This window comes from Desulfuromonas sp. TF, assembly GCF_000472285.1.
Lineage (GTDB): Bacteria > Desulfobacterota > Desulfuromonadia > Desulfuromonadales > ATBO01 > ATBO01.
On the sequence record NZ_KI421413.1, the window covers coordinates 38,087 to 63,347 of the forward strand.

At 57.2% G+C, this 25,261-nt stretch carries 30 protein-coding genes and 1 tRNA gene; 29 read left to right on the forward strand and 2 right to left on the reverse strand.

Annotation, left to right across the window (positions count from 1 at the left end):
- The first annotated feature begins 35 nt into the window (after positions 1 to 35).
- From xerD to DTF_RS0102790, 29 genes are all read left to right on the forward strand, one after another.
- Entirely contained in the window at positions 36 to 920 is an 885-nt protein-coding gene (gene xerD / locus DTF_RS0102650) for a site-specific tyrosine recombinase XerD (RefSeq protein WP_027714058.1), read from the forward strand.
- 55 nt (positions 921 to 975) lie between these two features.
- Positions 976 to 2,187, forward strand: a complete 1,212-nt coding sequence (locus DTF_RS0102655) for a cofactor-independent phosphoglycerate mutase (protein ID WP_027714059.1) — start codon at positions 976 to 978, stop codon at positions 2,185 to 2,187.
- Position 2,188: 1 nt separating this feature from the next.
- Positions 2,189 to 2,431 (forward strand): ferredoxin family protein, encoded by a 243-nt coding sequence (locus tag DTF_RS0102660; RefSeq protein WP_155890683.1) that lies wholly within the window; start codon positions 2,189 to 2,191, stop codon positions 2,429 to 2,431.
- A 14-nt stretch (positions 2,432 to 2,445) separates the two neighbouring features.
- On the forward strand, positions 2,446 to 3,519 hold the full coding sequence (locus DTF_RS0102665) for a 3-methyl-2-oxobutanoate dehydrogenase subunit VorB (protein ID WP_027714061.1): 1,074 nt from the start codon (positions 2,446 to 2,448) through the stop codon (positions 3,517 to 3,519).
- Positions 3,516 to 4,271, forward strand: a complete 756-nt coding sequence (locus tag DTF_RS0102670) for a thiamine pyrophosphate-dependent enzyme (RefSeq protein ID WP_027714062.1) — start codon at positions 3,516 to 3,518, stop codon at positions 4,269 to 4,271. The genes DTF_RS0102665 and DTF_RS0102670 overlap by 4 nt, the downstream gene beginning before the upstream one ends.
- A gap of 14 nt (positions 4,272 to 4,285) precedes the next feature.
- Positions 4,286 to 4,840, forward strand: coding sequence for a 2-oxoacid:acceptor oxidoreductase family protein (locus tag DTF_RS0102675; protein WP_027714063.1), 555 nt, complete (start codon positions 4,286 to 4,288; stop codon positions 4,838 to 4,840).
- Positions 4,841 to 4,885: 45 nt separating this feature from the next.
- Positions 4,886 to 5,305 carry a DNA polymerase III subunit chi gene (locus tag DTF_RS0102680; RefSeq protein WP_027714064.1) on the forward strand — a complete coding sequence of 140 codons (420 nt, stop codon included), beginning with the start codon at positions 4,886 to 4,888 and terminating at the stop codon, positions 5,303 to 5,305.
- Entirely contained in the window at positions 5,283 to 6,050 is a 768-nt protein-coding gene (locus tag DTF_RS21570; RefSeq protein ID WP_051360784.1) for a 16S rRNA (uracil(1498)-N(3))-methyltransferase, read from the forward strand. The genes DTF_RS0102680 and DTF_RS21570 overlap by 23 nt, the downstream gene beginning before the upstream one ends.
- A 197-nt stretch (positions 6,051 to 6,247) precedes the next feature.
- The gene (locus DTF_RS0102690) at positions 6,248 to 6,991 is read left to right on the forward strand and encodes an RNA methyltransferase (RefSeq protein ID WP_027714065.1); all 744 of its coding nucleotides are present in this window, start codon (positions 6,248 to 6,250) and stop codon (positions 6,989 to 6,991) included.
- A gap of 27 nt (positions 6,992 to 7,018) precedes the next feature.
- On the forward strand, positions 7,019 to 7,414 hold the full coding sequence (locus tag DTF_RS0102695; RefSeq protein ID WP_027714066.1) for a hypothetical protein: 396 nt from the start codon (positions 7,019 to 7,021) through the stop codon (positions 7,412 to 7,414).
- Positions 7,411 to 8,703 (forward strand): 23S rRNA (uracil(1939)-C(5))-methyltransferase RlmD, encoded by a 1,293-nt coding sequence (rlmD, locus tag DTF_RS0102700; protein ID WP_035055544.1) that lies wholly within the window; start codon positions 7,411 to 7,413, stop codon positions 8,701 to 8,703. The genes DTF_RS0102695 and rlmD overlap by 4 nt, the downstream gene beginning before the upstream one ends.
- Positions 8,704 to 8,791: 88 nt before the next feature.
- On the forward strand, positions 8,792 to 9,433 hold the full coding sequence (locus DTF_RS0102705; protein WP_155890685.1) for a hypothetical protein: 642 nt from the start codon (positions 8,792 to 8,794) through the stop codon (positions 9,431 to 9,433).
- A 113-nt stretch (positions 9,434 to 9,546) separates the two neighbouring features.
- Positions 9,547 to 10,035 carry a ribosome maturation factor RimP gene (gene rimP / locus DTF_RS0102710; protein ID WP_027714069.1) on the forward strand — a complete coding sequence of 163 codons (489 nt, stop codon included), beginning with the start codon at positions 9,547 to 9,549 and terminating at the stop codon, positions 10,033 to 10,035.
- 102 nt (positions 10,036 to 10,137) lie between these two features.
- Positions 10,138 to 11,409, forward strand: coding sequence for a transcription termination factor NusA (gene nusA, locus DTF_RS21575; protein ID WP_081702764.1), 1,272 nt, complete (start codon positions 10,138 to 10,140; stop codon positions 11,407 to 11,409).
- Between the two features lie 3 nt (positions 11,410 to 11,412).
- A complete protein-coding gene (locus DTF_RS21580; RefSeq protein WP_051360786.1) occupies positions 11,413 to 12,012 on the forward strand; it encodes a DUF448 domain-containing protein in 600 nt (199 codons plus the stop codon).
- Positions 12,012 to 14,867 carry a translation initiation factor IF-2 gene (infB, locus tag DTF_RS0102725; RefSeq protein WP_027714070.1) on the forward strand — a complete coding sequence of 952 codons (2,856 nt, stop codon included), beginning with the start codon at positions 12,012 to 12,014 and terminating at the stop codon, positions 14,865 to 14,867. Before DTF_RS21580 ends, infB begins: the two co-directional genes overlap by 1 nt.
- 13 nt (positions 14,868 to 14,880) lie before the next feature.
- A complete protein-coding gene (locus DTF_RS0102730; protein WP_027714071.1) occupies positions 14,881 to 15,168 on the forward strand; it encodes a DUF503 domain-containing protein in 288 nt (95 codons plus the stop codon).
- 11 nt (positions 15,169 to 15,179) lie between these two features.
- Complete coding sequence (locus tag DTF_RS0102735; RefSeq protein ID WP_027714072.1) at positions 15,180 to 15,551, forward strand: ribosome-binding factor A; 372 nt, start codon at positions 15,180 to 15,182, stop codon at positions 15,549 to 15,551.
- Positions 15,523 to 16,506 carry a bifunctional oligoribonuclease/PAP phosphatase NrnA gene (locus DTF_RS21585; RefSeq protein ID WP_035055547.1) on the forward strand — a complete coding sequence of 328 codons (984 nt, stop codon included), beginning with the start codon at positions 15,523 to 15,525 and terminating at the stop codon, positions 16,504 to 16,506. The genes DTF_RS0102735 and DTF_RS21585 overlap by 29 nt, the downstream gene beginning before the upstream one ends.
- Positions 16,503 to 17,423, forward strand: coding sequence for a tRNA pseudouridine(55) synthase TruB (gene truB / locus DTF_RS0102745; protein ID WP_027714073.1), 921 nt, complete (start codon positions 16,503 to 16,505; stop codon positions 17,421 to 17,423). Before DTF_RS21585 ends, truB begins: the two co-directional genes overlap by 4 nt.
- Before the next feature lie 101 nt (positions 17,424 to 17,524).
- Positions 17,525 to 17,791 carry a 30S ribosomal protein S15 gene (gene rpsO / locus DTF_RS0102750; RefSeq protein WP_027714074.1) on the forward strand — a complete coding sequence of 89 codons (267 nt, stop codon included), beginning with the start codon at positions 17,525 to 17,527 and terminating at the stop codon, positions 17,789 to 17,791.
- Positions 17,792 to 18,012: 221 nt separating this feature from the next.
- On the forward strand, positions 18,013 to 20,106 hold the full coding sequence (gene pnp / locus DTF_RS0102755) for a polyribonucleotide nucleotidyltransferase (RefSeq protein ID WP_027714075.1): 2,094 nt from the start codon (positions 18,013 to 18,015) through the stop codon (positions 20,104 to 20,106).
- A gap of 20 nt (positions 20,107 to 20,126) precedes the next feature.
- On the forward strand, positions 20,127 to 21,386 hold the full coding sequence (locus DTF_RS0102760; RefSeq protein WP_027714076.1) for a pitrilysin family protein: 1,260 nt from the start codon (positions 20,127 to 20,129) through the stop codon (positions 21,384 to 21,386).
- 58 nt (positions 21,387 to 21,444) lie between these two features.
- The gene (gene dut, locus DTF_RS0102765) at positions 21,445 to 21,888 is read left to right on the forward strand and encodes a dUTP diphosphatase (protein WP_027714077.1); all 444 of its coding nucleotides are present in this window, start codon (positions 21,445 to 21,447) and stop codon (positions 21,886 to 21,888) included.
- A 12-nt stretch (positions 21,889 to 21,900) separates the two neighbouring features.
- On the forward strand, positions 21,901 to 22,179 hold the full coding sequence (locus DTF_RS0102770; RefSeq protein WP_027714078.1) for a YbeD family protein: 279 nt from the start codon (positions 21,901 to 21,903) through the stop codon (positions 22,177 to 22,179).
- 161 nt (positions 22,180 to 22,340) lie between these two features.
- A complete protein-coding gene (locus DTF_RS0102775) occupies positions 22,341 to 22,955 on the forward strand; it encodes an L-threonylcarbamoyladenylate synthase (protein WP_027714079.1) in 615 nt (204 codons plus the stop codon).
- The gene (locus DTF_RS25080) at positions 22,937 to 23,374 is read left to right on the forward strand and encodes a PDZ domain-containing protein (protein ID WP_051360789.1); all 438 of its coding nucleotides are present in this window, start codon (positions 22,937 to 22,939) and stop codon (positions 23,372 to 23,374) included. Before DTF_RS0102775 ends, DTF_RS25080 begins: the two co-directional genes overlap by 19 nt.
- A 23-nt stretch (positions 23,375 to 23,397) precedes the next feature.
- The gene (locus DTF_RS0102785; RefSeq protein WP_027714080.1) at positions 23,398 to 23,790 is read left to right on the forward strand and encodes a hypothetical protein; all 393 of its coding nucleotides are present in this window, start codon (positions 23,398 to 23,400) and stop codon (positions 23,788 to 23,790) included.
- Positions 23,791 to 24,121: 331 nt separating this feature from the next.
- On the forward strand, positions 24,122 to 24,547 hold the full coding sequence (locus tag DTF_RS0102790; protein ID WP_027714081.1) for a MucR family transcriptional regulator: 426 nt from the start codon (positions 24,122 to 24,124) through the stop codon (positions 24,545 to 24,547).
- A gap of 160 nt (positions 24,548 to 24,707) precedes the next feature.
- On the opposite strand, the gene DTF_RS0102795 is transcribed toward DTF_RS0102790, so the two are convergent.
- Positions 24,708 to 24,794 (reverse strand) — tRNA-Leu (locus DTF_RS0102795).
- A gap of 61 nt (positions 24,795 to 24,855) precedes the next feature.
- Positions 24,856 to 25,218, reverse strand: coding sequence for a preprotein translocase subunit SecG (gene secG, locus DTF_RS0102800; RefSeq protein ID WP_027714082.1), 363 nt, complete (start codon positions 25,216 to 25,218; stop codon positions 24,856 to 24,858).
- Positions 25,219 to 25,261: the final 43 nt, after the last annotated feature.

Sequence of the window (25,261 nt, forward strand, 5' to 3'; positions counted from 1 at the left end):
CCCACCATGGTATTAACTAGAGAAAGCAGTACTTTATGGAGCAATATCTCGACCTTTTTCTCAATTATCTTGTGGTCGAGCGAGGCTTGTCGCGCAATACCCTGGACGCCTACGGCAGGGACCTGTCACGCTATCTTGATTTTCTGGAACGGGAACGGATCGACCGGTTCGATGCGGTAACCCCCTCCCTGGTATTGCGCTATCTGGCACATCTGAAGGATGCCGGATTGTCGCCGCGCAGCCGGGCTCGAACTCTGGTTTCGCTGAGGATGTTTCATAAATTTCTTCTGGCGGAGAAATACGCAGAGACCAATCCCACCTCCCGGGTGGAGGCTCCCAAGATGTTAAACGCTTTGCCTCACACCCTTTCGCCAAGTGAAGTGGAGCGCCTCCTCGCCTCTCCGGCCGGTGAACGCCCTCTGGAGTTGCGGGACCGAGCCATGTTCGAAATTCTGTATGCGACGGGGCTGCGTGTTTCGGAGCTCGTCGGTCTCAAACTGGGAAGTCTCCAGCTTGATGTCGGATATCTCACTGCTTTCGGAAAGCGGAGCAAGGAGCGGATCGTCCCCATCGGGGAGATGGCGATCGAGGAATTGCGCCGCTATATGACTTTCGGCAGGCCCTCTCTGGAAAAAGAAGGGAGCCCCATTCTCTTCCTCAACCGTTCGGGTAGGGGGTTGACACGGCAGGGGTTCTGGAAGATTATAAAGCGCCGAGCGCTGGAAGCGGGCATCAGTAAGAACATCACGCCCCATACCCTCCGGCATTCGTTTGCAACTCACCTGCTGGAAAACGGCGCCGACCTGCGGTCGGTGCAGACCATGCTGGGGCATGCGGACATCTCGACGACACAGATATATACCCACGTCACCCGGGAGAGGTTGCGCAGGATTCACGAGCAGTACCATCCAAGGGGCTGAACATTCTCCCGCGGAGCGTTTTACCAATCATCAATTACGTTTTTTCCGAGGTTTCATGAAATACATTGTATTGCTCGGCGATGGAATGGCCGACGAGCCGATCGCGGAGCTGGAAGACAGAACACCTCTGGAGGCGGCCAGAACGCCGAATATGGATTCTCTGGCGCTCAAGGGGCAGATGGGGATGGTGGAGACCGTTCCCGCAGGCTTTCACGCCGGAAGCGATGTGGCCAACCTGTCGGTCTTCGGCTACGACCCCTCCTCCTGTTACAGCGGCCGTTCTCCCCTGGAGGCGGCCAGCATGGGGGTTGACCTTGGTCCGGAGGACGTGGCTTTTCGTCTTAACCTTGTCTACCTCGTTCCCCATTACGGCAAGCTTTACATGGGCGATTTTTCAGCCGGCCATATTTCCACGGCCGAGGCCCGGGAGCTCATCGCCTCTCTGGAGGAGGAATTCGGAGGTGGAGAGTTTCGCTTCTACCCCGGCGTTTCCTATCGCCACCTGATGGTGTGGAAGGGTGGGAAGGACAAGCTGAACTTCACACCTCCCCACGACCTGACCATGCAGAGCATAGAGGAACATCTGCCGAAGGGGGAGGGGGCCAAGGAACTGATCCATCTCATGAATTCGGCCCAGCTGCTTCTTTATAACCATCCGGTCAATGCACGAAGGGAAAAAGAGGATCAGCCGACGGCCAATTCAATCTGGCTCTGGGGACACGGGCGGGCTCCGCGCATGGAAACCATGCGGGAGAAATTCGGAATTTCCGGAGCCGTCATCTCTGCCGTCGACCTGATCAAAGGAATCGGCATCTATGCCGGTCTCGACGTCATCAAGGTTCCCGGGGCCACCGGCTATATCGATACCAATTATCGGGGAAAGGCCGAAGCGGCCCTGGAGGCGCTCAAAACCCGGGATTTCGTCTACCTTCATGTCGAGGCGCCTGATGAGGCGGCGCATGCCGGCAATCTGGAACAGAAGATTCAGGCCATCGAGTCCTTTGACGAACTGGTTGTGGGAACCGTCCTGCGCGGTCTGCCCGAGCTCGGCGAGTACCGGGTGTTGGTTCTGCCCGATCATCCCACCCCGGTGCGTAAAATGACGCACACCCCTGATCCCGTCCCGTTCATTCTTTTTGATTCAGGCAGGAAATTCCCTCCCGCCGGTCATCCAAGCGGCTACAATGAACGTGAGGCTCGCGCTTCCGGTATTTACATCGAAAAAGGGCATGAAATGATGGCGCGCCTCATCAAGGCGTGCGGATAAGATGAAGGGTTCTGACGACGTGCGAAAAGTGATTATCGATGAATTCCGCTGTAAAGGATGTGCTTTGTGTACGGTTGCATGTCCCCGAAAGCTGATTCTGATGAGCGAAAAAATCAACAAACAGGGGTTTCTGCCGGCGTTGATCTCTCAGGAAAACCTTGAGCGCTGCACCTCATGCGCCCTGTGCGGGCAGATGTGCCCCGACGTCGCCATTTCCGTTTATCGCGCCAAGAAGTGGGGTTGAAGGTGGAGAATGTTTTGAATCAACGGCTTTTTGTCAAAGGAAACGAGGCGGTCGCCATGGGGGCCATCGAGGCCGGGTGCCGGTATTACTTCGGGTATCCGATCACTCCCCAGAGCGATATTCCCGAGTATATGTCCCGTGAACTCCCCCGACGGGAGGGTCAGTTCATCCAGGCTGAGAGTGAAATCGCCTCCATCAACATGCTGCTCGGCGCCAGCGCCTGCGGCGCCAGGGCCATGACCTCATCTTCCAGCCCGGGCATCTCCCTCAAACAGGAAGGTCTCTCCTACATGGCGGGGAGCGAACTCCCCGGGCTGATTGTCAATATCTGTCGTTCCGGTCCTGGACTGGGGGGAATAGACGCCTCTCAGGCCGATTATTTTCAGGCGGTCAAGGGCGGCGGTCACGGCGGCTACCATCTTATCGTTCTGGCCCCGCATTCGGTGCAGGAGATGTATGACCTGACAATGCTCGCCTTCGACCTGTCCGACCGCTACCGGATTCCGGCCATGCTCCTTGGAGATTCGGTGGTGGGACAGATGAAGGAGGCCCTTCTTCCCCATTCTTATGTCCGGCCCGACGATCTCCCGACCAAGGACTGGGCCGTCAGCGGCAAGGGTGAACGGAAGGAACAGAATATCGTCAAATCCCTCTACCTGGGGGACGGGGAACTCGAAGCGCACAACTGGCGGCTGCATGGGAAATATCAGGCACTCAGAGAGAGGGAGGTGCGCTTCGAGAGTGTCTGCCTCGAAGATGCCGATCTGATCGTCACCGCTTTCGGTTCCGCGGCCCGCATCGCCAAGACCGCCATCAGGATGGCAAGGGAAAAGGGGCTCAAAGTAGGACTGATTCGGCCGATCACCCTTTTTCCGTTCCCGGAAAAGGTCTTCAGACAGGCCACCGCCTCTACCAGGCGGGTCCTGTGCATCGAGCTCAATAACGGCCAGATGGTGGAGGATGTCCGGCTCTCGGTTTCCCGGGATGCCGAGGTTTTCTTCTACGGCCGGCCGCCGGGCGCCGGATCGCTCCCCACCCCGGAGGAGCTCTGCGAACAGATCAGCAGGTACTGCGGGGAGGGATCATGACTGAAAGTCTGCAGGTTTTTTCTCGTCCCCGTGCGCTCAAGGATGTGCCGACTCATTTCTGTCCCGGCTGCCAGCACGGAACCACCCATCGCCTGGTAGCCGAAGTCATCGATAGCCTGGATCTGCAGGGTCGCACCATCGGCGTCGCCTCGGTGGGTTGCAGCGTCTTTCTTTACGGCTATTTCGATGTCGACGTCGTGGAAGCTCCCCACGGGCGGGCGCCTGCTGTGGCCACCGGAGTCAAACGGGTGCACCGGGACAGGATCGTCTTCACGTATCAGGGCGACGGCGATCTGGCCGCCATCGGCACCAGTGAGATCATTCACGCGGCCAACCGGGGGGAGCAGCTCACGGTCATCTTCGTCAACAATACCACCTACGGCATGACCGGCGGACAGATGGCGCCGACCTCCCTGCCTCAGCAGAAGACCACCACTTCCCCCTACGGGCGGGATGTCGCCTCGGACGGACATCCGATCCGGATGGCTGAACTCCTCGCCGGTCTGGAAGGTACCTCTTATGTGGCCCGGGTTGCGGTCAATACGCCCGGAAATATCATCCAGGCGGGAAAGGCGATCAGGAAGGCTTTCGAAGTACAGGTGAGAGGGGAGGGCTTTTCCTTTGTCGAGGTTCTTTCCACATGCCCCACCAACTGGGGTATGTCGCCGCTCAGCGCCAACGAAAGAGTGGCCGCCGAGATGATCCCCTATTTTGCGCTGGGAACTTTTAAGGACCGGCAGACAGCCGGTTAGCCGAGGGTTTTTTCATGCACTATGACGTATTCATGGCCGGCTTCGGTGGCCAGGGGGTTCTGCTGATCGGCAACCTGCTGGCGTATGCCGCCATCCGGGAAGGGATGAACGCCTCCTATTTTCCGGCCTACGGAGTGGAGAAGAGGGGTGGGGCGGCCACCTGCACGGTGGTGATTTCCGACGAGGAAGTCGGCTCGCCGATCATCGGTCGCCCCGCTGCGGCCCTTATCTTCAATCCCCTTTCGATGGAGAAGTACTTCGGCAAGGTCAGACCGGGCGGTCTCTGTCTTGTCAACACCTCGTTGGTTGAGGACTTCGGGCAGGAGCGCGACGACATCGATATTCTGAGGATGCCGCTCAACGAGATGGCCCTTGAAGCCGGAGATGTCCGTCTGGTCAATATGGTGGCCCTCGGGGCCTATGCGGCAAAGATCCCGGTGGTCTCCCTTGACAGCCTCAAAGCCGCTCTTCACAACGCGCTGCCGGAGCGCAACCACCGGTTCATTCCCCTCAACATGCAGGCCATCGATCTCGGTGCGAGCGCGGCGCAGGCAAAAGCGAAAGCATAGGTCTCATAAGTCCCATAGGACCTATGCACCCCCCCGGATATCGTTATGACCCGAATCGAATTCATCAGATTGAAGAAGCCTGAGAAAGCCAAGCATCTGTGCGATCTGGCGGAGGAATTCTTTCAGGCGGGCAAACGGGTTCTTGTCACCGTCCTCGATGAGAACCAGGGGGTGACCCTCGATCGCTTCATGTGGACCTGGCGCAAGGGTTCCTTCCTTCCCCACGCCCTCGACAACGGCGCCGTTGATTGCCTCGATGAGCCGGTGGTCATCGGCAGCTGCGACCGCAATCCCAACGGAGCGCGGATTCTGATCATGGGAAAGCCCTGCGATCCCGACTTTGTTCGCCAGTTCGAGCTGGCCATCGATTTTGCCGAACTTTACGACGGCGAGCTGGCGGATGCCTCTCGCAGGCGTTTCGTCCGATACCGGGAGATGGGTCTTGATCCCCGGATGCGCGAATAAAGGGGGGGGCGGCAGCGTAGTCCGGCTGGATGCGGTCCCGGAGCTGGAGTCCCAGGTCTCCCTTTCGCCGATGGCCGCGGCGGCTCTGGAATGCTGGCAGGCACGTCAGGGGGAGATCTTCACGGTGGTCGACCCGGAGTTGAGTTTCTATCGGGCACGCTTGGGCGCGTTTGATGCCGTGGGAGGGGTGCTTCTCCCTTTCCACCGGTTCAACCGGCCCGTCGAGAGCCCCGTCGCCATCGAGGTCTACCAGGCCCTGCCGCAAAAAGAGCGTTTCGAACTGGTGCTGCAGAAACTGACCGAAATCGGGGTTACCCGTATCGTCCCATACACCTCCAGTCATTCCACGACCCCGGAGGAGAGGGATGCCGGGCAGAAAAAGTCCCACCGCTGGCCCGAGGTCATTCTCCGCGCCGCCAGACAGTGCCGCCGCGCCATGCTTCCGGAATTGTCGCCGGTTCTCGATTGGGACGGCGCCATCTACGAAGCGAGTCATGCCGACCTGAAACTGATGCTGTTCGAAGGCGAAGCTCAACTGACCCTCCGCGAAGCCCTGAAGGGAGTCAATGCCAACCGGATCGCCCTGCTGGTCGGCCCCGAAGGCGGCTTCACCGACGACGAGGTGGCGGATGCCCGAAAACTCGACTTTCTGCCGGTTTCCCTTGGACCGCGCATCCTGCGAACCGAATCGGCGGCCATCATCGGCGCGGCCCTGCTGCAGTATGAACTGGGTGATCTGGGATAACCTTTTCCGGATTTTTTCTTCAAAGAGTCAAAAATCCGCACGCAGATAAAATCTGATCAAATCTGATAACTTCGGATAAAACATAAACCAAAAAGGGTTAAACTTGGTTAAACCGCTTTTCAATCCGCTTTTATCAGATTTTATCAGCGTGCAATGGTTTATGCCTTGATGGTTTCCCTTTTTACCTTGCAGGTTCCATGAATCTTTCCAATATTTGCGTCATTCTCGTCGAGCCCCAGGGGCCGTTGAATATCGGTTCTGTCTGCCGGGCCATGATGAATTTCGGTTTCAGCGACCTTCGCCTGGTCAATCCCCAGGTCGATCATCTGGTGGAAGATGCACGGCGCATGGCGGTCAAGGCTTCCCCCGTACTGGAAGCCGCCGCCGTCTTCAACGGGCTCGCCGATGCCTTGTCGGATTGCCAACTGGCCCTCGGCACCACTCGCCGGTTCGGGAAATACCGGGAGGATTTTCTTCATCCGGACGAGGCCGGCCGGTTTCTCCTGCCTTGGACGGAAAAAGGGCGGGTAGCCCTGGTTTTCGGCAGAGAGGACAAGGGACTCCTTACGGCCGAGCTCGACCTGTGCCAGCGATTCATCACCATTCCCACCACCGATGCACTGCCCTCCATGAACCTCTCTCAGGCCGTTTCCCTCTGCCTCTACGAAACGGCCAAGTCCCTTGGCGAGGCGAAAGGGATGACCCATGGGCGCAAGCGTCAGGCCACGGGGAAAGCCCTGGAAGGGATGTATCGCCATATGAAACAGACTCTGCTTGATATCGATTATCTCGACTCCCAGAACCCCGAGCATATTCTTCGTTCCTTTCGACGCATTTTCGGCCGGGCTGGGCTGAACGACCGCGATGTTCGCATCCTCCAGGGACTGTGGAGCCGCATTGATTGGGTAGAGGCTGAGCGGCGGAAGAAAAGTGACGCGTGAGGCATCACTGAATTTATCGAGAGAACAATGACAAAAATAATTCAGACGGAAAACCTTCCCAACGGCATGAAGATCGAATTCATAAACTGCTCCAACCGCTACTATGGCGATTACCACCGGGTGCGAATCGAGGTTCGCTGCATCTTTCCATTGACCCCTGCAGTCATCGAGCAACTTGCCGACTCTGATGCGGAGCGGGTGAACATTCGTAAAGTTCTGGGGGAAAGGTACGTCTACACCCAGGTTCTGGAAAAGATGGGAGTTCCCGGAGACGCTTTGGAGGAAACCAGCCGCAGCCTCATCGACTCCTTCACCGGAAGCACCTTTTCCTACATGGCGCAGCCCTCTTTCCCGCTTCGGCTCATCGTCAGGGAGCTGGCACGACGCAGCAAGGTTCATCGTCCCTTCCGGAACTCCCGATGATATTGGATCTGAACATCGATTCCCTGGCGTTTGGCGGCAGCGGGGTCGGGCGCCATGACGGCAAGGTGGTCTTCGTCCCTTTTACCGCTCCGGGCGATCTGATTCGCTGCCGGATCGTGCGGGAAAAAAAACGGTTCGCCGAGGGGGAAATCCTTGAGCTGATCGAGCCCTCTTCTGCAAGGCGAGAACCTCCGTGCCCTGTATTCGGCGTGTGCGGAGGCTGTCAATGGCAGCATCTGCCCTATGAGACGCAGAGCCGGTGGAAGGGGGAGATCTTTGCCGACACCCTGCGGCGCCAGGGGGGAGGGGAAGAGGAGCTTCTGCGTCCCCTGGTGCGATCTTCCGAGGAATGGAACTACCGCAGCCGGGTTCAGTTCAAATGCCTGCAGACGGATAATGGTTTCGTAATGGGTTTTTATCGGCGTGGGAGCCATTTCGTCGTTGACATTGAGAATTGTCCGATTACCGCATCGCCGCTCAATGAGGCTCTTCACCTTTTCCGCCGATGGCTGCCGCAATCGCCCTGTCCGGAACGGATTCCACAGGTCGATATGGCCGTCGATGACGAGAATAAAGTCCGGATCGTCGTTCATGCCCTCGGTTCCGATCACGACGCACTCCGCGCCTTTCTCTCTCCACTGGCCGAAAGCGCCGGCTTTGCAATTTTCATTCAGACCGGGCGGAAGAGCACCATCATCCCCGTCGTCGGCGGTGAAGACCTGCATATCCATCCGCTTCCCGGAGGGTCTCTGCGCCTGGCATACGGTCCAGGCGGTTTCGCCCAGGTCAATCTGGAGCAGAACCGACGTCTTGTGGAGGGGGTGATTGCCGCGGCCGATCTGACCGGAGAGGAGAGGGTCCTCGATCTCTTCTGCGGCATGGGAAATTTTTCCCTGCCGCTTGCCCAGAAGGCGAAAGAGGTAATCGGCGTGGAGGATTTCGAACCCGCCATAGAAAAGGCCAGGGACAATGCCCGGGAAAACGGCCTGAGCAATATGAGCTTTCATGCCCGCACCGCCGAAGGCGCCGCAGGGAAACTCGCCGGGGGCATGGGGCTGGATCTCGTCCTTCTCGACCCTCCCAGGACCGGAGCCTACGAGGTGGTCAGGGATCTGCTTTCCGTCCGTCCGGCTAAAATCATCTATGTTTCCTGCGATCCGCCCACTCTCGCCAGGGATCTCAAGCCTCTGCTTCACGGAGGTTACCGCCTGATCTTCTCGACCCCTTTTGACCTGTTCCCCCAAACCCATCACACCGAAAGCCTGTCGCTTCTGATCAGGCAGGATTGACGCGTTGAGTCCATTGGCGCATGGGCGATTGCTGTTATACTATTAAAAATATTTCCCACTCAGTCTTTGACCGGATCGGAGGTGCTCCATGTACAGGATTGCACTATTGGTGGTAGTTCTGCTTTTTGCCGGAGCATCCTCTCTGGCAGCTGAAACACTTTCCATTGTTCCGGGCATTGCCCTGGAGGTGAACCTGCCCGGACAAAAGTGGCAGATGTCCCGTCAGGCGCCCGAGTTTCTCGTTCGAGAGACGGCCGAGCATCTCGAACATGAACTGGCGGATAAGGGCAAGCAGGTCGATGCCGAGAGTCTGAAGGCGGAGGCCGGCAAACGCCTTGCGGCCAACGAGTTATTCATATTCAATCCGGATAGCGGTGCGGTACTGACGATCGATTTCAGCCCCTTGAAAGAGAAGGAAAAAGCTCCCCGCGATCGCACCGTGGCCTCTTCGGCCCGATATGCAGGAGAGAGCCTGTCGAGTGAAGAGGGGATTGAAGGAGTGGAGAGTAAAACCGACAAGGTGAAAGTGGCCGGAGCGGGTTCCGCCTACCGGGTGAATGCCAGTTACCGGCAACATGGCGATCCGATGAAATTCACAGGAATCATCGGCTTTGCAGAGCCCTATTGGTTCTTCTTCTACTATACGGACCCTCTGCGCGATCCCGGCGACGCCGAGGAGATGGGTCGGATATTGGACGCTCTGGTCCTGAAACCTGGAGGGGGTAATTAGATTTTTTTACTTGCAATCGGAACTTTCTCGTGGTATCAGTTAGCTGTTATTTCATAGTTCACAGTAAAAAGTGGGCCCTTCGCTCACTTTTTTTATTTGCAGAGGTGTCAAGCGTGTCGCAGGATACGACTCTGGAAAGAATTCGCGGCCTGGTTTCTCCGATTTTGCAGAGCATGTCTTTCGAACTTGTGGAGCTCGAATACAAGCCGGAAGGCAGAAACTGGGTCGTGCGCCTGTTTATCGACAAGCCGGGCGGCATCACCCTCGACGATTGTGTCGATGTCAGCCGGGAGGTCGGCGCTCTCCTTGAGGTAGAGGATGTGATCGAAACTTCGTATCGGCTTGAGGTTTCCTCGCCGGGGCTGGACCGGCCGTTGAAGAAAGCGCAGGATTATGAGCGCTTTTGCGGAGAGCGGGTCAAAATCAAAACCCATGAAAAGCTTGATCCCGACAACCGGGGCTACGAGCGAAAAACATTTGTTGGCAAATTGCTGGGGTACGAGGACGGCAGGGTGAGAATTCTCCAGGTCGACAAGAAGGGGGGAGAGATCGTTCTTTCTCTGGAGGATATAGCCAATGCTAATCTGGAGCCCGAGTTTTAAACTCCTGCCTGGCGCAACCATGCGCGGGCAAAAGCAGAATAAAAAGGCCGAGACCGCGTGGTGACTAACTCTCGGACAGACAGTTACAGGGGGTACTAGGGAATGGTAGTGAATCTTAATCATATTCTTGATCAGGTAGTGAAGGACAAAGGCATTGATCGTGGCGTTCTGGTCGAGGCGCTTGAGTCCGCGGTATTGTCGGCTGCCAATAAGAAATACCGCAACACACGGGATCTGGAAGCCCATTACAATGATGAGATGGGCGAAGTCGAGCTTTTTGAGTTCGTCACCGTCGTTGAGGAGGTTCACGACTCATACAAGGAGATCGATCTGGAGGAAGCTCGCGAAATCGATCCCGATGTCGAGGTCGGCGACTCTCTCGGGATGAAGATGGATGCCAGCAACTTCAGCCGCATCGCCGCCCAGACCGCCAAACAGGTGATCATACAGAAAGTTCGCGAGGCCGAGCGCGAGGGGGTCTACAATGAATTCAAGGACCGTCTCGGTGAACTGGTCAACGGCATTGTCCGCCGCTATGAGCGAGGCGACCTGATCGTCGACCTGGGAAGGGCCGAGGCTCTGCTCCCGCATCGTGAGCAGGTGCCCCGCGAAAATTATCGCCAGGGAGACCGGGTCAGGGCCTATATATCCGACGTTCGTCTGTCGCCGAAAGGTCCGCAGATCATTCTCTCGCGTACTCATCCCGGAGTGGTCGCCGCCTTGTTCTATTCCGAAGTGCCCGAGATAGCCGAAGGCATTGTGGAAATCAAGTGTGTCGCCAGGGAACCGGGGAGCCGGGCAAAGATTGCGGTGGTTTCCCATGATCCCGATGTCGATCCGGTTGGCGCCTGCGTGGGAATGCGCGGATCCCGCGTCCAGAATGTGGTGTCCGAACTGCGTGGTGAAAAAATCGATATCATCAACTGGACTCCGGATATCGGAAGGTTTGCCTGTTCCGCTCTTTCCCCTGCCGAAGTCACCCGGGTTTATGTCGACAACGAGGAACAGGCCCTGGAGATTATCGTTCCGGACGACCAGCTTTCGCTGGCCATCGGTAAAAAAGGGCAAAACGTCAGGCTTGCAGCCAAGCTGACCGGCTGGAAGATCGACATCAAGAGCGAGACACGGGCGGCGGAATCCGAACTCGAGGAACTGCGCCAAGCCGAGGGGGATGAGGCGACTTCCGAAATCGATGAATCTCCATCCTATAGTCGGGATGAGCTCTATGCCCTGGCCAAGGAATACAATCTTGCCGGACGCAGCACCATGACCAAGGAAGAGCTTGTCCAGCGTCTGGGCGAGTTGGGAGTCCTTGAGAAAACTGAACCGGTGGCGGAAACCGCCGAACCGGCCGAGGAAGAAGAACAGGGTTAACCATTGTCTTCATCCGGAAATAAGGCGCAGCGCACCTGTCTGGGCTGCCGGGTCGTTTGCGATCAGGACCAGGTTGTCCGCTACGTTCTTTCACCTCAGGGGGAGGTTCTTGTCGATTATCGGCGCAAACTACCGGGTCGGGGGGCGTATACGTGCCTTGAACGGTCCTGCATCGAGACAGCGGTCCGGCGGAATCAGTTCGATCGGGCATTCAAGGGACGGGCAGGAAGCCGTCCCGACGAAGGGGAGCTCACTGCCGCTCTTGCCGACCAGATCCTGGAGCGGATTGTCGCTCTTCTGGGAATGGCGCGCAAATCGGCCAAAGCCGTCTCCGGAAGCAATCTGGTTCTGAGTGCGCTCGGAGGTCACGGCCGGATCGCTTTTGTTCTCCTGGCCGAAGACGTTTCCGCCGGAATTGCCGATAAGGTCATCGGCAAGGCGGACAGGATGGAAATTCCATGCTTCCGCCTGCTGACCAAGGATTTCATGGGGCAGGTGATGGGCAAGGGAGAACGCAGTGTGATCGCACTTGCTTCAGGCCCGCTTGCTAAAGCTATAATGGTAGAGCTGGTGAGATATAAGCAAATCGTAGGGGAGAGTTGATGGGAAAGATACGGGTATACGAATTGGCACAAAAACTGGGCGTGGAAAATAAGGATCTTCTGGATCGTCTTGAGGACGCGGGTATTGATGCCAAAAGCCATATGAGCTTTCTGGAAGAGGACGATATTCGTAAGCTTGAGGACGACTCGACCCCATCGGTGGAGAAGGTTGAAGAAAAGCTGGTCAAACCCGGCTTGATCCGCCGCCGGCGCAAGGAGGTGCCCCAGCCCGCTGTCCCCGAAGAGGCGCCTCTGGCCGCGGCTGAATTAGCCCCGACTGCCGTCGAAAAGCCGGTAGAGACGCCAGTAGAAGAAGCCGAAAAAGAGGCTGCGACGGTCTCTGTCAAGGAACCGGCGTCCACCCGCGAAATGGAGACCGCCCCTTCAGATGCTGAGGCGGCAGCTGAAAAGGCTGAACAGAAGCCTGTAGCTGCTGCCGAAGGAGCCGCGAGGCCGGTCGATAAGATCAAAGCCGAGGCTCTCCCGATCCCCAAAGCCCCGGCGGCTAAAAAGGAAGAAACTCCCAAGGCGGCTCCTCCGAAAGCAGCCGAGAAGGTGACTCCGTCACGGGCCAAGATCCTTGGCCGCGTCGAGCTCCCCCAGGCTGCCGCTCCGACACCCCGGGGAGCAGCGCCTGGCGGTGAACGTCCGCGCGGCGAGCGTCCGCGTACGGATCGACCCGGAGCACCTCCCGCCAGGGAACGTACCGGAGCACCTCCCGCCAGGGAACGTACCGGAGCACCTCCCGCCAGGGAACGTACCGGAGCGCCTCCCGGCAGGGAACGTACCGGAGCGCCTCCCAGGGAAGGACGACCCGCGCCCGGGTCCCGGCCGAGCCGTACAGCCGCCGCGCCCACTGTTCCGACCACTGCTCCCGACGAGTTGTTTCCCGGCAAGGAGGCGAGAGGCGGAAAGAAGAAGAAAAAAGGTAAAGGTGCGGACTATAGCGAGGCGGCGGGCCGTGTAGAAGCTGAGAAACGCCGTAGCCGTCGCGAGGTTTTTGAGCCGGATCGCGGCGATCGCTATCGCAAGGGTCGCAAGTCCGCAAGACTCACGAAAAAGACCGAGGTCACCGTTTCCAAAGCTATCAAGAGGATCATCCGCATCAGTGACGTGATCACGGTCGGTGAACTGGCCAAGAGGATGGGTGTTAAGGCTAACGACCTGATCAAGGAACTCATGCGCCAGGGCCAGATGGTGACCATCAACCATCCCCTCGACTTCGAGTCGGCGGCGATCCTCGCTTCGGAATTCAGCTACGAGGTCGAGAACGTCGCCTTCGATGAAGTGACCATTCTCGATCATGCCGGCCTGAAGGAAGGGGAGGAAGAGAAGCCTGAAGATCTTAAAACCAGACCTCCCGTGGTAACCATCATGGGACATGTCGATCACGGAAAGACCAGCCTGCTCGATGCCATTCGCACCACCGACGTCACCGCCGGGGAAGCCGGCGGCATCACACAGCACATCGGCGCCTATGACGTGGAACTGGACGGACGGAAAATCAGCTTCCTGGATACCCCGGGTCACGAAGCCTTCACCGCCATGCGTTCCCGAGGCGCTCAGGTTACCGACATCGTCGTCCTGGTCGTGGCGGCGGACGACGGCGTCATGCCCCAGACCAAGGAGGCGATCAATCACTCCAAGGCTGCCGGCGTTCCGATCATCGTCGCCATCAACAAAATGGACAAGCCCGACGCCAATCCCGACCGGGTCAAGCAGGAGTTGACTGAATTTCAGCTGGTCCCCGAAGAGTGGGGGGGCGACACCATTTTTGTGGAGGTTTCCGCCAAGCAGAAGACCAACATCGATCAGATTCTCGAGATGATCCTGCTGCAGGCCGAAGTCATGGATCTCAAGGCCAACCCCAACAAACGCGCCAAAGGGGCCATTATCGAAGCGAGACTGGACAAGGGGCGGGGGCCCGTGGCCACGGTCCTTGTGCAGGAGGGCACCCTCAAGGTCGGAGATCCGATCGTGACCGGCGTTCACTACGGCCGGGTTCGGACCATGATCAACGATCGCGGCGAGCGCCTCGAGGAGGCGGGTCCGTCCTGCCCCGTCGAGGTAACCGGACTTTCCGGCGTTCCAGATGCCGGGGATACCTTTCATGCCGTGGAGGATGAAAAGACCGCTAAAGACGTGGCCCAGCACCGGCAGCAGAAGCTGCGGGAGGCTGAGTTGGCAAAAACCAGCAAGATTTCCCTGGAACAACTCTATGCCCGCATCCAGGAAGGGGACGTCAAGGAGCTCAAAGTTATCCTCAAGGGCGACGTCCAGGGTTCGGTGGAAGCGGTCAAGGATTCGCTCTCCAAGCTTTCCACGGATGCCTGCCGTCTTATCGTGATTCACACGGGTGTCGGCGGCATCATCGAAAGTGACGTCTCCCTGGCTTCGGCTTCGGATGCCATAGTTCTCGGCTTCAACGTGCGGCCCGAACCAAAGGCCGCCGCCCTTGCCGAGACCGAAGGGGTGGATATCCGCCTCTACAACATCATCTATGACGCGGTTGCCGATATTCGGAATGCCATGGAAGGACTCCTTGCACCTACTCTGAGGGAAAAGGCTCTGGGACGGGTGGAGGTCCGCGAAACATTCAGCGTCTCCAAGGTGGGGACCATCGCCGGATGCTATGTGCTCGATGGGAAAGTGCTGCGCGGCGCCCAGGTACGGCTGGTTCGCGACAATGTGGTCGTCTGGCAGGGCAAGATGAGTTCGCTCAAGCGCTTCAAGGATGATGCCCGGGAAGTTGCCGCCGGTTACGAATGCGGCATCGGCCTCGAAAATTACAATGACCTCAAGATCGGGGATATCATCGAAGTCTTCGAAATGGAAGAGGTGAAGACGATTCTCTGATTCGGAGAAGGCAATGGTGGTGGGCGTTCTCAGGGTAGAACTGATCCTTCATGCTCCGCAGAGCCTCAAAGAAAAGCGCTCAATCGTGCAGAAGATCGTCGGCCGCTGCCGCTCCCGCTTCCCTATCTCCGCCGCGGAAACGGGACTGCACGACCTCTGGCAGCGCTCCGAGATCGGATTTTGCATGGTCGCCGGGGACGAGGCGGCCATACACACGGTGTTTTTACGCATTCAGGATGAGATCGCCCGTACCGGCCTTGCCGAGGTAGGCGATCTGCATCAGGAATATCTCCACTTCTAAGGAGCTTTTTTTTGCAATCTTCACGTTCCCATCGAGTCGCCGAATCGATCCACAAGGAGGTGTCTTCACTCCTGCTCAAGGGATTAAAAGATCCCAGGATCGGCTTTGTGACCATCACCGGCGTAGAGGTTACCCCGGACCTTCACCTTGCCCGCATTTATTTTTCGGTGATGGGGGATGAGGAGGCGCGCAAAAACACCCAGAAAGGACTGAGCAGCTCCACTCCTTATGTCCGCCGCGAAATCGGCCGGCGTCTGCGACTGCGGCATGTTCCGGACATCCTCTTTGAGTACGATACTTCCCTGGAGTACGGCAACCGCATCGAATCACTGATCCGCGAAATCCATTCCGACGATGATCAAGGCGATACTGAAGACAATTGAAGAAGGAAGGCGCTTTCTGGTCGCCGCCCATGAGAATCCCGATGGCGATGCCCTGGCTTCCACCTTGGCTCTGACCAACGCTTTGCGTGAACTCGGCAAGGATGTCACCGCATTCAATCGGGATGGAGTCCTCGAACCGTTCGCTTTTCTCCCCGGCGCCGAAACCGTGGTCACAGATCTTGAGGGATGTGCGCCTTTTGACGCCGGGTTCGTTCTTGATTCGGGTGAATTGCGGCGCGCGGGAAGCCATCTCCGTGAACACTGCCGGATCCTGATCAATATCGATCACCATCCCTATTCAGAGGAGTTTGGTGAAATTCGTTTCGTGGATGAGAGCGCCAGCGCAACCGGTGCCCTCATCTACCGGATTCTCACGGAAGGCGGTATCGAGATTTCGCCTTCCGTCGCTCTCTGCATTTATACCTCCATTCTCTCGGATACAGGGTCTTTCCGCTACTCCAACGCCGATCCGGAAGCTTTTCACATTGCCGCTGAAATGGTGGATAAGGGAGTCTCTCCCTGGGATGTGGCTTCGGGACTTTACGAGAGCCAGGGTGCCGAACGGCTGCGCCTGCTGGCCCTGGCCCTTGCCACCCTGACCGTTTCCACCTGCGGGCGCTATGCATCCGTTACCGTGACCGCGGAGATGTACGATCAAACCGGGGCCGGGGCTGAACACACGGACGGATTCGTCAATTATCCCCGATCGATCCGCGGGGTGGAAGTGGCCATTTTCTTCCGTCAGGTAGCCCATTCTTCCTTTAAGGTCGGGATGCGTTCAAAGGGGAAGGTGGATGTGGGATCTCTGGCGCGCGAACTTGGCGGCGGGGGGCATCACAATGCCGCCGGAGCCCTTCTCGACGGCTCTCTGGATGAGATTCGCAAGGCGGTCTTCGCTCGAATCGATGTTCTCCTTAATGAAATGCCCGGGTCCACTACCGATAGTGAGCGATGAACGGCCTGTTGATCATTGACAAACCGCAGGGGATGACCTCCTTCGATGTGGTGCGGCGGGTGCGCAAACTGTGCGGGACCCGGCGTGTCGGTCATGCCGGAACCCTCGATCCCCTCGCCACCGGCGTTCTCCCGGTCGCTGTGGGCGAAGGGACGCGCATCGTCCAGTTTCTCATGGAGGGAGACAAAACCTATCGGGCCACCCTCAAGCTTGGTGAAATCACCGATACGCAGGATGCCGAAGGTGAAATCCTTGAACGGCGGCCGGTGGCTGGAGTGACGGAGGAAAAACTGACGGAGGCCTGTCGCTCCTGGGAGGGGACAGTAAACCAGGTTCCTCCCATGTATTCCGCCCTCAAGAAGGACGGTGTTCCGCTGTACCGCCTTGCCCGGAAGGGGATAGAGATCGAACGGCAGGCGCGTCAGGTTGAGATCCGGCGGCTGGAGATTATCGATGTCCATCTCCCCTATATGTCCTTCGAGGTGGACTGCTCCAAAGGGACTTACATCCGCAGCCTATGCCACGACCTCGGCCTCGCCCTGGGACCGGGAGCCCACCTGACGGCCCTGCGACGGACCCGCAACGGCACTTTCAGGGAATCGGACAGCATTACCCTGGAAAAACTCGCCGAAGATGCGAATGCCGGTATTTCGCCTGGGCTGCTTTCCCTGGAGGAGTCTCTGGGGGGATTTCCCTCTTTCGACGTGTCGGAGGCGGCAGCGTCCCGTCTTCGACACGGCGTGCCGCCGGAGTTGACTTCCGTCGACGGACCAGTGCACTTGGAGGAAGGGAAGAAGGTTCTGCTTCTCCGAGATGGAAACCTGCTGGCGGTCGCCTCCTTCGCTCCCTCGCGAAACCAGGAAAAGCGCGGCGATTTTGAGCTTTTAAGGGTTTTTAACCGTCCTGGACATGAGTGAATATTGCTTTACACCCTTATGGATTTGTGCTAAAAATTCTTTTTTCCAACGGCAAAACCAGGCCACGGCCTGATTCATCATCATTCAAAGGAGGTGGCACAGTGCTCGCCACGGAACGCAAGCAGGAAATCATTGATAAGTTCAAGACCCACGAGGGAGACACCGGGTCTCCGGAGGTGCAGATCGCTCTCCTTTCCGAGCGCATCACCTATCTGACCGAGCATTTCCGTACCCACAAGAAAGATCATCATTCCCGTCGGGGTCTTCTCAAGATCGTCGGTCAGAGAAGACGTCTGCTGGACTACCTGAAGAAAAAGGATGTCGAGCGCTATCGCACGGTCATCCAGGCTCTGGGAATCCGCAGGTAAATCCGGGCAGCATACTTCCTCGACCCAGCGGGAGTCTGCTGCCCTTCGTTTTTTGGTGACTCTGGAGGTTGTCCGGAGAGAGGATCTGATATCCTGTATAAGCAGGAGTTTTCGGATGCTGTCTCAGGCCATCCTCCTTTGGTCATTTTTGTCAAACACACGCAGTTTTACAAAAGCTCCAGGGATGTCTTCGGTCTCGCCCGGGGTAAAAGGAGAAAAACATGGCTTACCACAAAGTGGAAATTGAATTCAACGGTCAACCGCTGACCCTTGAAACAGGAAAGATGGCACGGCAGGCCCATGGCGCAATCGTCATTACCTACGGCGACACCAAGGTTTTGTGTACGGTCGTTTCGGCCACCAAGATGCGGGAGGGGATGGACTTTTTTCCCCTTACCGTCAATTACCAGGAAAAGTTTTACGCTGCCGGCAAGATTCCCGGATCCTTCTTTCGCCGGGAACGAGGAGCTACGGAGCGCGAAACCCTGATCTGCCGCCTCATCGACCGTCCCATGCGCCCCCTGTTTCCGAAGGGGTATCTTTTCGAAACCCAGATCATGCCGACCGTCATCTCGGCCGACCTGGTCAACGATCCCGACACCCTGGCAATGGTCGCGGCCTCGGCGGCGGTCACCGTCTCCGATATCCCTTTCCACGGACCCATTGCCGCCGTCCGCGTCGGCCGTGTAGGGGGACAACTGATCGCCAACCCGACCCTTCAGCAGATGACCGAAAGCGATATTGAGATTGTCGTTTCCGGCTCCAGGGATGCCGTCATGATGGTGGAGGGGGAAGCTGACCTGGTCTCCGAGGACGAGATGCTTGAGGCAATTTTCTTCGGCCATCAGTCTCTTCAGCCTCTGATCGACTTGCAGCTCAAGCTGCAGGAGATGGTCGGCAAAGCCAAGCGCGAGTTCCGGGCTCCCGAGGTGGATGCCGCACTGGAAGCCAGGGTAACCGAACTTGCCGAGGCGAAACTCATTGAAGCCGCCAAGCTCCGCGAAAAGCAGGAGCGCTATGCCACCATCGACCAGATCAAGGATGAAGTCAAAGAGGCTCTGGAGACGGACTTTGAAGGACGGGCAGGGGAAATCTCCTCCATCCTCGGCTCCATTTCCAAGCGCGTGGTGCGCCAGATGGTCGTCAGGGACAAGGTGCGCATCGACGGTCGGGACATGAAGACCATCCGTCCCATCACCTCCGAGATCGGAACCCTCCCTCGAGCCCACGGCAGCGCCCTGTTCACCCGCGGCGAGACCCAGGCACTGGTGGCCGTGGCCCTCGGAACCTCGTCGGACGAACAGCGCATGGACAACATCCAGGGGATGGAATTCAAGAAATTCCTTCTTCACTACAATTTTCCTCCCTTCTGCGTCGGGGAAACGAGCATGCGCCTCTTTCCGGGCCGCCGGGAGATCGGGCACGGCATGCTGGCCGAGCGCTCCATCGCCAAGGTGCTCCCCAAGTGGGATGATTTTCCCTATACCATCCGCATCGTCTCCGATATTCTCGAGTCGAACGGATCCTCTTCCATGGCCAGCGTTTGCGGCTCTTCCCTTTCCCTGATGGAAGCCGGTGTTCCGATCTCGGCCCCGGTGGCGGGCATCGCCATGGGTCTGATCAAGGAAGGCGACGATGTGGCGGTTCTCTCCGACATTCTCGGCGACGAGGACCATCTGGGCGATATGGACTTCAAAGTCACCGGCACTGCCGAGGGCGTCGCCGCCCTGCAGATGGACATCAAGATCACCGGCGTGGACAGAGCAATCATGAAGCAGGCTCTCGAGCAGGCCAAGGAAGGACGTATTCACATCCTGGGGAAGATGGCCGAGGCGATCTCCGCTCCTCGTGCCGAACTCTCTCCCTATGCCCCCCGGATTACCACCATCTACGTCAAATCCGATCAGGTGCGTACCGTTATCGGTTCGGGCGGCAAGAACATCCGTGGCATCATCGAAGCGACCGGCTGTTCCATCGACATCGAGGACGATGGCCGGATCAACATCGCTTCCGCCGATGGCGACGCATGCAAGAAAGCCATCAAGATGATCCGCGATCTCACCCAGGAAGCTGAAGTCGGCAAACTCTACGAAGGAACGGTCCGGAAGGTCATGGAGTTCGGCGCCTTTGTCGAGATTTTCCCCGGAATGGACGGTCTCGTACATATTTCGGAACTGGACAAGGAACGGGTCCGCAATGTCACCGATATCCTCAATGAAGGTGACCGGGTGCTCGTAAAGTGCATTGGGATAGACAAACAGGGCAAGATCAAGCTTTCGCGCAAAGAGGCTTTAGGTCAGACCCTCCCCGAGTGAAGGGTGAACAGGGCGGAGGAATGATTTATAAAACGGTCCTTGAAAATGGTATTCGCGTTATAACGGAGGAAATTCCCACGGCCCATTCCGCCACCCTCGGTTTCTGGGTGGAAAACGGGTCGCGCCATGAGGATCTATCCCAAAGCGGCATTTCCCACTTTATTGAGCACATGCTCTTCAAGGGGACCGAGCGCCGAAGTGCGCAGGAAATCGCCAAGGAGATCGATTCGGTCGGCGGGGTGCTCAATGCATTCACCAGTCGCGAGTTCAGCTGCTATTATGCCAAAGTGCTGGCCAGACGACTCCCGCTGGCGGTCGATCTCCTCTCCGATATCGTCCTTCATTCCATTCTGGACCCTGACGAAATAGAGAAGGAAAGGCGTGTCATCCTCCAGGAAATTCATATGGTGGATGACACGCCGGACGATCAGGTACACGAACTGTTCTGCCAGACTTTCTGGGAAAACCATCCGCTCGGGCATTCCATTCTCGGCACCGGGAACACGGTAGGGAAGATTTCCCGTGATCATCTTCTGTCCTATCTGGAAGATCGATACTGCGGAAAGAATATCCTTATCTGCGCTGCCGGGGACTTGAAGCACGAACAGCTGGTGGAGCATATCAATCAGGCCTTTCGCCGCATAAAAACCGGCGAGAGGCCTCCTCTCTGCTCACTCCCCGATTATCGCCGCCGCCTCAATATCCTCGAAAAAGATCTCGAGCAGGTCCATATCTGCCTGGGAACCCGTGCGTTGCCCCAGAATCATCCCAATCGCTTTGTTTCCTACCTGCTGAATACTATCCTCGGCGGAGGAATGAGTTCCCGCCTCTTCCAGAACGTTCGGGAGGATCAGGGCCTCGCCTATTCCATCTACAGCTACCTGAACTGTCACTCCGATGCCGGTGCGCTTGTTGTTTCCTCGGGGACTTCCCCGAATGAGGCGCCGAAGGTGGTCAATATCCTTCTGAAAGAACTTGCCCGCTTCCGAGCCGAAGCCGTATCCGAGGAGGAATTGCATTCGGCCAAGGAACAACTCAAGGGAAACTTGCTTCTGTCCCTGGAAAGCACCGACAATCGCATGACCCGGCTGGCCAAAAACGAGATCTATCTCGGCAGGAACCTGTCCATTAAAGAGGTTATCAGGGGGATTGACCAGGTGAGCGCCGATGACATTCAGAAGTTGGCCGGCTTCATCTTTAAGGACGACTATCTCAATCTTCAGATGGTGGGCAAAGTCCGGGAAAGCGATTACCCGCTATCCGGTTTGACCCTCGCCTGAATCCCCCCTCAGGGGAGTCGTCAGGGATTCGAAATCCTTGCAGTAAAGGATCGTATTCATGGAACCGCTGAATATTCAGGTGCAATGTCTGCGTGAGGGCGCTATTGTTCCTCGTTACATGACGGAGTGTGCCGCAGGCATGGATCTGTTTGCCTGTCTCGATGTTTCATTGCGACTGGCTCCCGGTGAGCGGAGCCTGGTCCCCACCGGCATCGCTCTGGCTATTCCGGCTGGATTTGAAGGGCAGGTGCGGCCGCGATCCGGCCTCGCACTGAAAAAGGGTCTGACCCTGGTCAATTCCCCCGGCACCGTCGACGCCGATTATCGTGGCGAGATCGGGGTCATCATGATCAATCACGGCGCTGAAGAGGTGATCATCACGCCGGGGGACCGCATCGCGCAGATAGTCGTTGCTCCGGTTCGCCGTGCTGTTTTAACCATATCCGAAAGCCTGGAAGATACGCCCCGAAGCTGCGGCGGATTCGGCCATACGGGATCATGAAGGGTTCATCAGATGGATGAGCCGTCCGCATTGTCTCAACTGCTGGAGTTTCCCTGTGATTATCAATTCAAGGCCTTCGGCCCCCGGGATGAAGATGACAGCTTCGTACTTGCCGTACGGGAAGCTGTTTCGTCTGTTGTCCCTGTTTCCGGTGATGGGGTGCGCACTCGATCCAGCAGCCGCGGAACCTATCTTTGTGTCACGATTTCAGTGCGTCTGCACAATGCCGATCAGGTCCAGGCGATCTACGCCTCACTGCGCCGGATCGAAAGCTTGAAATATCTTCTTTGATGGAGATGATGTCTCATCGAATCGCAGTATGGTAAAATTGCTCCATGACGATGGGGAGATTCTGCCGGTTGGGAAGTGGGGAACTCTTCGTCCAATAAGTACCTGTTGAAGGTGCCTGTCTTGGTTAGCTTTTTATGCAGTGACTTATCAGGAGGAGATGTATGGTCCTGAACATCAATCCGGAAAATCCTCAGCCCCGGCTCATCCATCGAGTAGTGGAATCTCTCAAGCAGGGAGGGGTCATTGCCTACCCCACGGATACCACCTACGGGATCGGATGCGACATTTTCAACAAAAAAGGGGTCAAGAAAATTTATCAGATCAAGCACCGCGACCCCCGCAAGCCTTTCTCCTTTATCTGCGCCGATCTCTCGGATGTGGCCAATTACGCCCAAGTCAGTAACTTCGCCTTCAAAACGATGAAGAGGAACCTGCCCGGACCTTATACCTTTGTCCTCGAGGCAACCCGCATGGTTCCGGATCTCCTGACCACCCGCCAGAAGACGGTAGGTATCCGGATTCCAGATAATCCTATCGCACTGGCCATCGTCCGTGAACTTGGGCACCCCCTGGTCACCACCAGCGCCAACGTTTCCGGCGAAGAAACCTTTAACGACCCTTCCCTGATCGACGAATCCATGGGGCGGATGCTCGACATGGTGGTGGACGGCGGAATCCTGCTCGGGGATCCCTCCACGGTCGTCAGTCTTATCGACGACAAGGCCGAGGTGCTGCGGCAGGGGAGCGGGGATACTTCATGGATTCACCAGCTGTAAATAAGCGCCGGTGGCGGTCCGCCGCGAGTTTCGCCGGGCTTTTCCTCGCATTTTTTCTCGTGGGTGCCGGAACTTCGCCGGCCGCGGAAAATTCTTTCGGCGGTGTAGGGCTGCAGGTGGTTCCCACCATCGAAGGCGAACTCGTCGTGCTGAATGTGATCGAAGGAGCACCGGCGGCCAAGGGGGGCCTCCTTCCGGGTGATCTGATCATCAAGGTGGATGATTTTTCCCTGAAGGGGAGCGATTTCACTGAAGTCGTCTCCCGTTACCTGTGGGGAGAGACTGGCACGGCGGTAACTCTCAAGTTTCTTCGGCCGGGGAAAGAAGGAGTGCATTCGGCTACTCTCCGACGTACTCCTCTGAACACGGAGACGGATCAGCCGGCCGGAGTCAGGATGCTCACCCCTTCAAAGCAATAAATAGCAGAAAACGATGGATACTCATGACGCAAAAAGTGATTACAGTCGTTTTTTATAGCCGCCGTTATCCTCGCAGCGATTGGCGACTCGACCTTGAGGAAAAAACGCTCGCCGCTTTTTTTGACCGCATCGCTGAGGAGTTTGCTCCCCTAAACATCCGGGTTGAATATCTCAAGGATAAGACCCTGAGCTTCGATATCAACGGATATGGAGATCTTCTCAACTCGATTCGCATCCGGTCCCCACGCGACGGGATCGGTAATCTCTGTCTGGGTCACATCATCGGAGCGAGCCCCAACCGTGAACCGTTGGAGGATGTCCGCCGTGGTCTGAGCCGGGTAGCCTTCGCACCCGAAACAATCGAACCGGAAGGAAGCGACAAAATCGTCTGTCACAATTGCGGTTGTGGTTGTTGATTCTTGCCCGGGTCTAATTCTGATACATCTCCACCCGGAATACATAACGGCCGGTTCTGATGAGGTTTATCCTCACAGGAGCCGGCCTTTAATTTTTCCGTGGCGATCGTGTTATCGGCGGAATGCACAGGTTCAAGCAAGGCTCATGCTCTTTGGCAGCGATCTGTTATATACTTCCTTCCGATATCACTTCTGGAAAGCAGAGAGACTAGCGATAATCGGATCGAGATGAATTAAACATTTCAGGTAAGTATCGAAAAATTGTGCGACTGCATTGATTATAACCTGGGGCGTGTTATAGGTAAACATAACACACTCACAGGAGGAAATCATGGCTAACCTGCTCGACATGGCAACCAATATTGTCAGTGCTCATGCGTCCAATTCTGCGATGACCAGGGCGGAACTCCTGGCGGAATTGCAGGACGTTTATCTTACTCTTTCCAGGATGGAAGGAGAATCGCCTGCCGGAGAAATGAAAGAGGAGGAGGGCACGCCGGCGGTCTCTAAAAAGAAAGCATTCGGGAAAAATCAGATCTTCTGCATGCTGTGCGGCAAAGGCATGAAAACCCTCGGTCGCCATCTGAGAACGACCCATGATATGAAGCCCAGTGAATACCGTAAGAAATTCGGGATTCCCCGAAGCCAGTCCCTTGCCTCCAAGGCCTATTCGGAAACCAGAAGGCAGATGGCTGTGGACCGCGGACTGGGTGAAAATCTGGCCAGGGCACGGGCTGCTAAAAGAGCCAAGCAGTAAAAAAGATTTCCGCCCAGGCACGATTCTTTCTCGGGCAACTGCCATCGCCCGAGCATTCTGGTATCTGGCTGAAGCCGAAACGCCGATCCGGACTGGTCCGCTTCGGCGGCGGATAAACAAAAACCCGGCTCTGTATAACAGAGCCGGGTTTGTTTGTTGCTGGTGCCGAAGGCGAGACTCGAACTCGCACGGGCTGTCGCCCACCACCCCCTCAAGATGGCGTGTCTACCAGTTCCACCACTTCGGCGAACGGAGAGTATTTATACTTATTTGGATCGCCGGTGTCAACCCTCAAAACCGGTCGGCGATCATTTTTTTTCAGGTGCGGGAGCGGCGCTCTCCGAGGGCTGCTCAACCGGAGCCGCAGGCGGCTGCACAAGGGCTTCCGGGGCTGGAGCAGTCTGTGGGGCGACGGTGGCAGGCATGACGCTGGTGGAGCCAGGCTGCCCGTAAAAATAGGCAAGGGTGAGGCTGGTCAGCATGAAGATGATGGCGGCGCCGGTGGTGAGCTTGCTCATGAAGCTCTGACCGCCTGTGGCTCCGAATACCGTCTGGCTTGAACCGCTGCCCAGGGAAACGCCCATTTCAGCTCCTTTGCCGCCCTGGAGAAGGACAATGGCGATAAGAGCGATACAGACGAGCACATGCAGGGTGAGAAGAAGAGTGGTCATGTTTCCAGTAACTCCTTACATTTAATACATTCGGTTCGATCCG

What these genes read in the sequence shown, in the direction of transcription:
- pnp (WP_027714075.1), top strand. Translation starts at nt 18,013, where the DNA reads ATGGCTTACCACAAAGTGGAAATTGAATTCAACGGTCAACCGCTGACC.
- secG (WP_027714082.1), bottom strand. Translation starts at nt 25,218, where the DNA reads ATGACCACTCTTCTTCTCACCCTGCATGTGCTCGTCTGTATCGCTCTT.
- DTF_RS0102670 (WP_027714062.1), top strand. Translation starts at nt 3,516, where the DNA reads ATGACTGAAAGTCTGCAGGTTTTTTCTCGTCCCCGTGCGCTCAAGGAT.
- xerD (WP_027714058.1), top strand. Translation starts at nt 36, where the DNA reads ATGGAGCAATATCTCGACCTTTTTCTCAATTATCTTGTGGTCGAGCGA.
- DTF_RS25080 (WP_051360789.1), top strand. Translation starts at nt 22,937, where the DNA reads ATGGATTCACCAGCTGTAAATAAGCGCCGGTGGCGGTCCGCCGCGAGT.
- infB (WP_027714070.1), top strand. Translation starts at nt 12,012, where the DNA reads ATGGGAAAGATACGGGTATACGAATTGGCACAAAAACTGGGCGTGGAA.
- dut (WP_027714077.1), top strand. Translation starts at nt 21,445, where the DNA reads ATGGAACCGCTGAATATTCAGGTGCAATGTCTGCGTGAGGGCGCTATT.
- DTF_RS0102730 (WP_027714071.1), top strand. Translation starts at nt 14,881, where the DNA reads ATGGTGGTGGGCGTTCTCAGGGTAGAACTGATCCTTCATGCTCCGCAG.
- DTF_RS0102690 (WP_027714065.1), top strand. Translation starts at nt 6,248, where the DNA reads ATGAATCTTTCCAATATTTGCGTCATTCTCGTCGAGCCCCAGGGGCCG.
- DTF_RS0102760 (WP_027714076.1), top strand. Translation starts at nt 20,127, where the DNA reads ATGATTTATAAAACGGTCCTTGAAAATGGTATTCGCGTTATAACGGAG.
- DTF_RS0102660 (WP_155890683.1), top strand. Translation starts at nt 2,189, where the DNA reads ATGAAGGGTTCTGACGACGTGCGAAAAGTGATTATCGATGAATTCCGC.
- DTF_RS0102775 (WP_027714079.1), top strand. Translation starts at nt 22,341, where the DNA reads ATGGTCCTGAACATCAATCCGGAAAATCCTCAGCCCCGGCTCATCCAT.
- DTF_RS21585 (WP_035055547.1), top strand. Translation starts at nt 15,523, where the DNA reads ATGATCAAGGCGATACTGAAGACAATTGAAGAAGGAAGGCGCTTTCTG.
- DTF_RS0102695 (WP_027714066.1), top strand. Translation starts at nt 7,019, where the DNA reads ATGACAAAAATAATTCAGACGGAAAACCTTCCCAACGGCATGAAGATC.
- truB (WP_027714073.1), top strand. Translation starts at nt 16,503, where the DNA reads ATGAACGGCCTGTTGATCATTGACAAACCGCAGGGGATGACCTCCTTC.
- DTF_RS0102770 (WP_027714078.1), top strand. Translation starts at nt 21,901, where the DNA reads ATGGATGAGCCGTCCGCATTGTCTCAACTGCTGGAGTTTCCCTGTGAT.
- DTF_RS0102675 (WP_027714063.1), top strand. Translation starts at nt 4,286, where the DNA reads ATGCACTATGACGTATTCATGGCCGGCTTCGGTGGCCAGGGGGTTCTG.
- DTF_RS0102655 (WP_027714059.1), top strand. Translation starts at nt 976, where the DNA reads ATGAAATACATTGTATTGCTCGGCGATGGAATGGCCGACGAGCCGATC.
- DTF_RS0102705 (WP_155890685.1), top strand. Translation starts at nt 8,792, where the DNA reads ATGTACAGGATTGCACTATTGGTGGTAGTTCTGCTTTTTGCCGGAGCA.
- rlmD (WP_035055544.1), top strand. Translation starts at nt 7,411, where the DNA reads ATGATATTGGATCTGAACATCGATTCCCTGGCGTTTGGCGGCAGCGGG.
- DTF_RS0102790 (WP_027714081.1), top strand. Translation starts at nt 24,122, where the DNA reads ATGGCTAACCTGCTCGACATGGCAACCAATATTGTCAGTGCTCATGCG.
- DTF_RS0102680 (WP_027714064.1), top strand. Translation starts at nt 4,886, where the DNA reads ATGACCCGAATCGAATTCATCAGATTGAAGAAGCCTGAGAAAGCCAAG.
- DTF_RS0102785 (WP_027714080.1), top strand. Translation starts at nt 23,398, where the DNA reads ATGACGCAAAAAGTGATTACAGTCGTTTTTTATAGCCGCCGTTATCCT.
- nusA (WP_081702764.1), top strand. Translation starts at nt 10,138, where the DNA reads ATGGTAGTGAATCTTAATCATATTCTTGATCAGGTAGTGAAGGACAAA.